The sequence below is a fragment of the Kitasatospora sp. NPDC101183 genome, assembly GCF_044767945.1.
Taxonomy (GTDB): Bacteria; Actinomycetota; Actinomycetes; order Streptomycetales; family Streptomycetaceae; genus Kitasatospora.
Map to the genome: position 1 here is coordinate 49531 of NZ_JBIWOW010000038.1, position 8619 is coordinate 58149.

Here is an 8619-nt window from a genome sequence, read left to right on the forward strand (position 1 = left end):
GGCCCTGATGCTGGGGCTGACGGTCCTCGCCGCGCTCGGCGGTGCGGTGCTCGCCGGGATCGGCTTCAGCGGCTCCTACAACGCGCTGCGGGACCTCGGGTTCAGGCACGGGTTCGGGGACTTCAGCTACGCGTTCCCGGTCGGTGTGGATGCCGGGATCGTGGCCCTGCTGGCGATGGACCTGCACCTGATCCGCAAGCGCGCCCCGTGGCCGATGCTGCGGCTGCTGGCCCACGGTTTCACCTGCGCGACGATCTACTTCAACGCCGCTTCCGCCGGGCCGCTGCTGAAGAACCCGACCGGCACGGCGATGCACGCCGTCATCCCGGTCATGTTCGTTGCGGTGGTGGAGGCCGGGCGGCGCCTGGTCATCCGGATCACCCGGATCGAGGCTGGCCACCAGCGCGACGGCGTTCCGCTGCACCGCTGGCTGCTCGCCCCGTGGCCGTCCTGGATGATGTTCCGGCGGATGCGCCTGTACGGCATCACCTCCTACGGTCGGGCGGTGGAGCTGGAGCGCGAGCGCCTGGTCTACCGGGTGATGCTGGAACGCCAGCACGGACGCAACTGGCGCAAGACAGCCCCCGCTGACCAGCGCCTTCCCCTCACCATGGAGCGCTTCGGGCTCTCCGTGGACGAGGCCCTCGCCCTGCCGATCGAGGCGGAGGAGAGCGCCCGACGACGAGCCGAACGCACAGCCGCGTTCGAAGCCGAGGCCGGCGTGAGGGCCGAGGCCCGGGCTGCGGACGCGCAGATCTCCAGCCTGCGTACGGCGGGCCGGGTGGAGGCCGCCGGGTACGAGGTCGACGCCGATACGGCCTCCGCCCGTGCCCAGGCCCAGGCCCGAACCGTAGCCGCTGGCCGGGAGGCGGAGGCCGCCGAGCGGCTCGACCAGGCGACGGAGGAACTGGCCGCCGCCGAAGCCGAGCAGGACGCCGCCGAAGCCCGCCAACGCGCCGCTGAAACCGACCGAGCCGCCGCTGAAACGGAGCGGACCGCCGCTGAAACCCGGCGCCGTGCCGCTGAAACGGACCGTGAGGCGGTGGCCATCGAGCGGACCCGCGCCGAGGACGAGCAGGCCCTCCAGGCCGCCCGGCTCGGTGCGGCTGAAACGGCCAAGGCTGCCGCTGAAGTCGAGGAGGCCACCGCTGAAGCGGGCCGCCGTACGGCCGAAGCCGAGCGCGACGCCGCCGCCGCCAAGCGCGCCCAGGCCGACGCCGAAGATGCCGCCGAAGCGGCTCGGCTGCGTGCTGCTGAAACCCGCCGTCGCGCGGCTGAAGCAGAGCTGCGTGCGGTCGAAGCGGAGGACGCGGCGAAGCTGACCCCCGCCCAGCGCGGCACCCGCCGCGTCGCCCGGATGATCCTCGCCGCCGGCGGCAACGCCGAGGCCGTCTCCCTCCAGTCCATCGCCGAGGCCCTCGACGTCTCCCTCGCCACCGCCTCGGGGCGCCGCGCGGAGGCCGCCGACCTGCTCATCTCCGGCTACAACCTCGGAAGGACCCAGGCGTGACCAGCACCAGCACCGAGGCCCACAACACCGCCCGCGTCCGCTTGCCCGCCCCGGACGGTGAGCGGTGAGCCGCCCCCGGCACTGGGACCCCGAGGGCGCCCGCCACGGCGGCACTCCCACCTACCCGTGGCGCATGGCCCCGGCCGGGTACTTCACCCGCCGTCAGCTCCGCGCCAAGGGCCTACGCCCCGGCGGACAGGACGTCGCCGCACAGGTCATGTGGCGCTCCCGCTACGGCGGCACCCGCCCGGCATTCCTCTACCGCCTCGCCCTCGCCAAGCCCGTGCGGCCGATGACCCCCGCGCGGGCCGCCGCCCTCGCCAAGGCCAACGCCGCGCGCCGCACCTGCCCCGCCTGCGGGAGGGACGCCGGATACGTCCTGCCCGCGCACCTCAGTACCTGCCTGACCTGTGACGACATCTAGCCCGTCCGGAGGTTCGCCATGGCTCGTGTCCGCACCACCAAGGTCCAGATACCCGCACAGCGTGGCCGGCGGGGAGCGCCCGCCGCTCACGTGGTCGACCTCGGCCGGGGCACCGCCCCGGTCGTCCTCGTCGTCCCCCAACAGCCCTCCCTCGTCGGGCGGTTGGCGCTCGCGACCGGCCGCGCCCTCTGGCGCAGGCGGGTCGCGTGGGCGCCGACGTGGGCCGGGATCGGCGTGTTCGCGGCGGCGGGCGTGCTGTCCGCCGCCCCGGCCGCCGCGCTGGCCCTCGCCGTCCCGGCGGTGCTGCTCCCCGCCGGATGGGCGCTGATCGTCCACCGCCACCCCCGCTCGGCCGTTCGCCGCAAGGCCCGCGCCCGCACCCGCTCCGTCGCCGCCTGGTCGATCGGCCTCGCCTGGTCCGCGCTCGCCGTCTGGTTCGGCCCCGTGAACGGCCTCCTCGCCGTCGCGTGGCTGGCCGGCACCGCCACCGCGCAGACGCTCTGGTGGCAGCGCCGCCGCAAGGCCGCCACCACCCCGCTCGACTCCCAGCAGTCCTGAACTCCCTTAGGAGGCAGCACAGATGAGCACCCCTTCCGGCAGCCCGAGCAGCCCCTTCCCGCCCCCGCGCCGCTCTGGCAACAGCAGCAGCGGTGGCAAGACCCCGTCCCCGCCGAGCGGCGGCAACTCCCGCACCCGCGTCGGCCCGAGCTACCACTTCAACTACACCCGCAACACCTCCGGCGGCGGGGGCGGGTACGCCGGCGGCGGAGCCCCGGGCGGAGGCTACGCGGGCGGTCGCGGCTCCCAGGCGGGCGGCATCGGCCAGCCCTCCGGCGGCGGCCGGGGCGCGGGAGGCGGGGCCGCCTACTCCCCGCTCGGCGACCCGGACTTCTTCACCAACGAGGACGTGCGCAACTACTGCGAGCAGGGCCGCTCCGCGCTGTCCCGGGTCTCGTTCGACCTGGCCATGGCCTACGAGCTGCTGAACGCCGTGCTCAAGGAGGTCCCCGACGCGGACGGCCGCCCGTTCGGCTCCCTGACCCGCGCCCGCCGGGTGGCCAGGCACCTCAAGAAGGCCGCCGACGACGCGAAGGACTGCGCCGCCGAGATCGCCCGCACCTACGCCGCGTTCCAGCGCGAGTACGACCCCGAGATCTCCCGCGTGGCCCAGCCCCGCCGACAGCCCCGCCGCAAGTTCGACTTCGGCGGCTGATCCCGCTCTGATCCCCGGCCGGGGCAGGGCGCGCACCGCCCCCCGCCCCTCATGTGGCCGGGTGAGCTGTGCCGCGCGCTGCCCCGGCCGGGCCCTCCCCGCTCCCCTTCCCGCGCTGCCCAGGGAGGCCGCCCGTGCGCCGCCAGCCTCAGCCCGTCGCCCACTTCGACACCGGCCAGCAGGCCGGGTACCTGCACCTCGACCCCAACCAGCACGCCGGCGGTGTCGGCGAGTACCTGCTCCACCGCATGAAGCCCTACCTGCCGCCGTGGATCGTCGCCGCCGGCACCGGCATCCTCTCGCTGCCCGCGCACGCCATGTGGGGCGAGTCCGCCGCTGCTGCGGTCGGGCTCACCCTCGCCTCCCTCGGCCTCACCGCCGCCACCTGGTGGGCGGGCAAGCCCACCAGCCAGCAGCGCCGCCTCCACTCCGCCATCACGGTCGCGGCCGGGACGTCGTGGTTCACCGCCGCCGCCCTCGCCGGACCCGTCTCCGGCCCCCTGCCCGGCCTCTACCTGATAGGGGGATCGGCGCTCGCCACGACGTGGAACATCCGCCAGTTGCTGCGGGTCAACCCCGAAGGTGCCGGTGAGGGCGCGGACAAGGGTCTGCTGGAGAAGGTCGGGCTGGCCAAGACCATGGTCACCAGCGCAACGGTGCAGCCGAACAAGGCGACGTTCGGCCTCCAGCTCCCCGGCGGCGAACTGACCCCGGACGACGTGTCCAAGGCCCTGCCCAGGCTCGCCGGCGCGCTCAAGGTCGCCAAGAACGCCGTGCGGATGACCCCCGATGCCGACGACTCGTCCAGGGCCGTGCTCACCGTGGTGCCCAACGACCTGCTCAAGGCCGGAGCCCCGTACCCGGGCCCGTCCTACCCGGGAGGCTCCATCGCCGACCCGGTGCACGTCGGGATCTACGAGGACGGCGCAGACATGGCGATGTTCTTCCCCGGCGACCCCGGGGCCGGCCGCAACGCCATGCACCTGCTGATCATGGGGATGACCGGCAGCGGCAAGTCCGAGGGCGGCCTCACCGCGCTGACCGAGGTCATCACCCGCCGCGACGTGATCGTGTGGGCGTCCGACCCCGCCAAGGCGGAGCAGACCCTCGGCCCGCTGCTGCCCGCGATCGACTGGGCCGCGCTCGACATCAAGTCGACCAAGGCCATGGTCAACGCGCTCAAGGCCGTCATCCCCGCCCGCACGTCCTGGCTGGCGAAGTACGGCTACAAGCAGTGGGAACCTGCCTGCGCCGAGGTCCAGGCCGACGGCTCCCCGGGCATGCCCTACCTGCTCTACTGGTCCGAGGAGTCCGCCAAAACCCTGCGGGAGATCGACGAGGACGCCTTCACCGGCCCCGCCCAGGAAGCCCGTTCCGCTGGCATCAGCATCGTCATCTCTCTCCAGCGCGCCTCCGGCAACCAGATGAGCACCGACACCCGCGCTTCCCTCGGCTCCAGTTGGGTGTTCGGCCTGCGTGACGACCGGGATGCCATGTTCGCTCTCCCGGACGAGGCCATGGATGCCGGAGCGTCCCCGCAGGCGTGGAAGGACAAGCGCCCCGGCTACTCCTACCTGACCGCCAACGGCATCCCGGAGACGTTCTGGGCCACCCCGGGCCGCGCCTACCTGACCCCGGTTGACGCCATCACGCGCAACATCGCCGAGTTCGCCCACCTGCGCGCGGAGTGCGACCCGGTCACCGCCGCAGCCGCCGCCAAGGCCGCCGGAACCGCCTTCACCCAGCGCACCCGATACCCGCTCCCCGCACCGATGGGCGACGAGGACGGCGGGATCTACGAGCAGGAGGAGAACACCCCCGTGTCCTACGACTACGACCTGACCGCCGACGAGGACGGCGAGGACGAGTGGATCGACCCGGACGCCGAACTCCCGCCCGTCGAAACGGTGGTGGAGATCGCCCCGCCCGAGATCCCGCCCCGTACCAAGCTCAGTCAGGACGAGGCCCGGCAGGCCATGGCCGAGATCCTCGCCGAGTTCGAGGCCGCCGGCTGCACCGAGATCGGTCCGGTCGACTTCATGGAGCACTGCGACCGCTTCCACCGCTCCCGCCAGTGGGTCTCCGGACAGGTCTCCGAGATGGTCATCAAGGGCCGTCTGCGCGAGACCGACACGGCCGGACGCTACGAGATCGTTCCGCTCCAGCAGGCCGCCGCCTGAGCCCGACTGTCAGGTGACAGGCGCCAGTCGGTGACTGTCACCCCGGGCCGTTTTCCCCAGGTAGCGCGTGCGCGCAAGGGGTGACAGTCGGCGACTGTCACCCCTCTGTCACCTGTTCTGGCACCTGATCTTGGTTGCCCTCACGCCCCCGTTGGCTGCGCCCCGGAAGCCGCCCCGGGGCGACCGGAAGGACCCTCTCCGTGATCGTCTCCCTCTCCGCCGCGCTCGTCTTCGGCGTGGCCACCTTCGCGCTCGTCCGCGCCCAGCGCGTCAGCGCCGGCAGCGCCGTCCTGGTCTGGCTGTCCGGCTTCACGGTCGCCGGGACCGGCCTCGCCGGACCCGTCAACAGCGCCCTCGCCTCCATCGCCCACTACCTCTCCACCCTCCACTGACCCACCGCCAGCCCACCGACAGGAGAAGCACCGTGGACCACACCGCCAACCCGCAGCCGTTCACCGCCCCGGTGCTCTACACCCAGGACGGCACCCCCTACTACGCCACCCAGCCCGCCCCGGCGCCCCTCGCCCTCTACCAGCCGCCCGCACCGCTCCCCGCCCCGATCCACCACCCCGCCGTCGCCTACCTGCCCGCCCCGCACACCCCCGCCCCCCTGCCGGTCCCGATCACGGCCCCGGCGAGGGACCCATGGCCCGCCCGCCTGCTCGCCGGCGGCATCGGCGTCGGTGCCGGCGGCCTCGGCCTCGGCTTCCTGCTGCAGACCCTCGCCGCCGCCACCACCGGCCTCGGCCTGCTCGTCGGTGCCCTCGGGGTCCTCTACCTCCTCAAGAACGGCAGCGGGGGCCGGGGCGGACAGGGCGCCGTGAACGTGAGCGTCAACGTCACCAACCGCAACCGCTGACCCCGGAGGAACCCAGATGCGCCCGCGCCTGCGCTACACCACCTACCCCCGCCCCTCGATCCGCCTGACCGACACCCCCAACCCCAAGTGCCCCAGCTGCCAGGGCGCCGGCGGCTGGGACCAGGACTACGGCGACGAGAACGGCGAGTACGGCGGCACCGAAACCTACTACTGCCTCTGCTGGAACCCCGACCGCTCCCGGAACCTGCTGCCCGTCCCGCACTGGATCGCCCGCCGCTGGCTCGGCTGGACCGAGCCCGTCTACAGCAGCGAACCGCCCTTCTAGCCAACGAAGTTGGCCTCACTCCTCGCGCCGCCGTTACGGCGGCTGCCTGATCCGCCCACCCGGCACGAGTGGGCGGTGAGGGGAGCTGGACCGTCCAGCCCGCAGCACGAGGAGAGACACCACCGGTGTTCACCACCAACCAGACCGCCTCCCAGCACATCGGGAGCCGCACCCACCAGGCCGACGCCACCGCCCACCACGACGACCCCGACACCGGCCACCGGGCGTGGGTCCTGCTCGACGGCATCGGCGACCGCGAGCACACCGCCGCCTGGACCCGCAGCGCAGCGCCGGCCCTCGCCGAGCTGGCCGCCGAACTCGGCGACGGCCACGCCGCGATCCAGCGACTGCGACCGGCCTTCCACACCGAGCGCGCCACCATGGACTACCCGAAGGACTGGCCGCCGGACGCCGCCGCGATCGTCGCCGTCCTGACTCCCACCGGCCGCCTGAACATCACGTGGGCCGGAGACTGCCGCGCCTACCTCGCCGAACGGGACCGGGTCCAACTGCTCACCACCGACCACAACAAGGCCACCGAGCAGCGCCGCGAGGGTCGTTGGCCCGAGCCCGACGCCCACGACCACCTGACGTCCTCGTTGTGCTTCCTCACCGGCGTGGTCGACACCGTCACCGTGGACTTCGATCCCCGGCCTGACCTGCGGCGGCTGGTGCTCGCCTCGGACGGCGCCTACCTGCCGCACGAGACGTTCGGGGCCCTGCCCCCGCCGAGCCCGGACGGCTCCCACCGGCACCGCGAAGGGTCGGGCATCCTGACCCCCCTCCTCGCCGGCGACCCCGAGACCGTCGCCCGACGCTTCACCGACCTCGCCGTGCGCACCGACCCCGCCCCGGACGGGCCCGACAACGCGAGCGTCCTGGTCATCGACCTGAACCCCACCCGCTGACCCGACCAGCGGACACCCCCCGAACAGCACGGAACCCCGCACCGGCCGACGATCCGCCAAGACAGGCGGCCGGTGCGGGGTCGTGCATCCCAATCAGAGACGGGACCAGCATGCCCGAGTTCGACCGCTTCACGCTCGCCTTCGTGGACGACATCCGCGACCGGGAGACCGCCAGCGACGGCCACTCCCGCTACGGCGCCTACCTCGCCAAGTCCGCCGAGTGCTTCCACTACGACGGGGAACCGCTGCCGACGGCCGAGTTCGCCGTCATCGCGTGGCGGACCGCCACCACCCCGGTCATGGCTCCGGGCTACGTGGCCGTGCGCCCGGACCTGCTCGACCTCACCCCGGTCACCGACCCGAACGGCAGCCTCCACCTGCGCGCCCGCATCGCCCTGCGCCACGCCGCTCTCAACCGCCGCCCCACCGGCCGGTTCGCCGACTGGGAGCGCAGCCCGTGGGAGCGACCAGACGAGCCGTGGCCGCACCTCGAACGCCCCTACCGCGACAACCACGCCTCGCTGCTGGTCACCACCGAGGTCACCGTGCCCGTTCCCGCGCACCACCTCGTACGGCCGACCAGCGCCCGGCCCGGCCGCACCCTCACCTACGAGGCCAAAGCCGCCGTCGCCGTCCTCGCCGAGCACGCCAACAGCGACCTCGCCCCGCTCGTCGCCGATCTGCTCGGCGGTGCCCGATGAGTGCTCGCAGCCCGCGCAAGGCTCGCCAGGTAGAGGACATGTTCCCCGGCATGCCCGACCTGCTGCCCAAGACCCCGCCGAAGGCGGCTGATGGTGAGCACGTCGCGCTGACGCTGGACGAGGCGATCGCCCGCTCGCACGCCATCCTCGATGAGGCCCTGGCCACCTACCCGATTGAGGCGGTGTTCGGGCTGTTCTCGGGCGGCAACGACTCCGTCAACCTCATGCACCTGATGCGCGAGCGCTACCAGGCGATCCTGCACGTCAACACCGGTACCGGCATCCCGGAGACCACCCAGCACGTGCGGGACGTCGCCGCCGCCTGGGACATCCCCCTGCACGAGTTGCACCCCAAGCACTCCTACGCCGACCTCGTCATGGGCCGCGTCATCGCCTCTACGGGCCCCAACGCCGGTGTCCGCCCTGTGTGGAAGGGCTTTCCCGGCCCGGCCGGGCACAAGGTGATGTACCGCCACCTCAAGGACGAGCCGCTGATGACGTTCCGACGGAGCATCATCGGCAACCAGGGCCGCACCCG

The 8619-nt window shown here is 73.2% G+C and carries 11 protein-coding genes; all 11 read left to right on the top strand.

The window, feature by feature from the left end:
* Window positions 1–7 precede the first annotated feature (7 nt).
* Window positions 8–1510, top strand: a complete 1503-nt coding sequence (locus ACIRRS_RS35135; RefSeq protein ID WP_402979995.1) for a DUF2637 domain-containing protein — start codon at window positions 8–10, stop codon at window positions 1508–1510.
* A 64-nt stretch (window positions 1511–1574) separates the two neighbouring features.
* Window positions 1575–1934, top strand: a complete 360-nt coding sequence (locus ACIRRS_RS35140; protein WP_402979998.1) for an RRQRL motif-containing zinc-binding protein — start codon at window positions 1575–1577, stop codon at window positions 1932–1934.
* An 18-nt stretch (window positions 1935–1952) separates the two neighbouring features.
* Entirely contained in the window at window positions 1953–2492 is a 540-nt protein-coding gene (locus tag ACIRRS_RS35145; RefSeq protein WP_402980003.1) for a hypothetical protein, read from the top strand.
* A 22-nt stretch (window positions 2493–2514) separates the two neighbouring features.
* The gene (gene traA, locus ACIRRS_RS35150; RefSeq protein WP_402980011.1) at window positions 2515–3147 is read left to right on the top strand and encodes a plasmid transfer protein TraA; all 633 of its coding nucleotides are present in this window, start codon (window positions 2515–2517) and stop codon (window positions 3145–3147) included.
* 134 nt (window positions 3148–3281) lie between these two features.
* The gene (gene traB, locus ACIRRS_RS35155; RefSeq protein ID WP_402980014.1) at window positions 3282–5327 is read left to right on the top strand and encodes a plasmid transfer protein TraB; all 2046 of its coding nucleotides are present in this window, start codon (window positions 3282–3284) and stop codon (window positions 5325–5327) included.
* A 200-nt stretch (window positions 5328–5527) separates the two neighbouring features.
* Window positions 5528–5719 carry a hypothetical protein gene (locus ACIRRS_RS35160; protein WP_402980017.1) on the top strand — a complete coding sequence of 64 codons (192 nt, stop codon included), beginning with the start codon at window positions 5528–5530 and terminating at the stop codon, window positions 5717–5719.
* Between the two features lie 32 nt (window positions 5720–5751).
* Window positions 5752–6186 carry a hypothetical protein gene (locus ACIRRS_RS35165; protein ID WP_402980020.1) on the top strand — a complete coding sequence of 145 codons (435 nt, stop codon included), beginning with the start codon at window positions 5752–5754 and terminating at the stop codon, window positions 6184–6186.
* A gap of 16 nt (window positions 6187–6202) precedes the next feature.
* The gene (locus ACIRRS_RS35170) at window positions 6203–6472 is read left to right on the top strand and encodes a hypothetical protein (RefSeq protein WP_402980023.1); all 270 of its coding nucleotides are present in this window, start codon (window positions 6203–6205) and stop codon (window positions 6470–6472) included.
* Window positions 6473–6597: 125 nt separating this feature from the next.
* Window positions 6598–7380 (top strand): PP2C family protein-serine/threonine phosphatase, encoded by a 783-nt coding sequence (locus ACIRRS_RS35175; protein WP_402980026.1) that lies wholly within the window; start codon window positions 6598–6600, stop codon window positions 7378–7380.
* A gap of 110 nt (window positions 7381–7490) precedes the next feature.
* Window positions 7491–8081: a hypothetical protein gene (locus ACIRRS_RS35180; protein WP_402980029.1), complete on the top strand. Its 591-nt coding sequence runs from the start codon at window positions 7491–7493 to the stop codon at window positions 8079–8081.
* Window positions 8078–8619, top strand: a 542-nt coding sequence (locus ACIRRS_RS35185) for a phosphoadenosine phosphosulfate reductase family protein (protein WP_402980031.1), incomplete at its 3' end; no start/stop codon positions are given. The genes ACIRRS_RS35180 and ACIRRS_RS35185, both read left to right, overlap by 4 nt.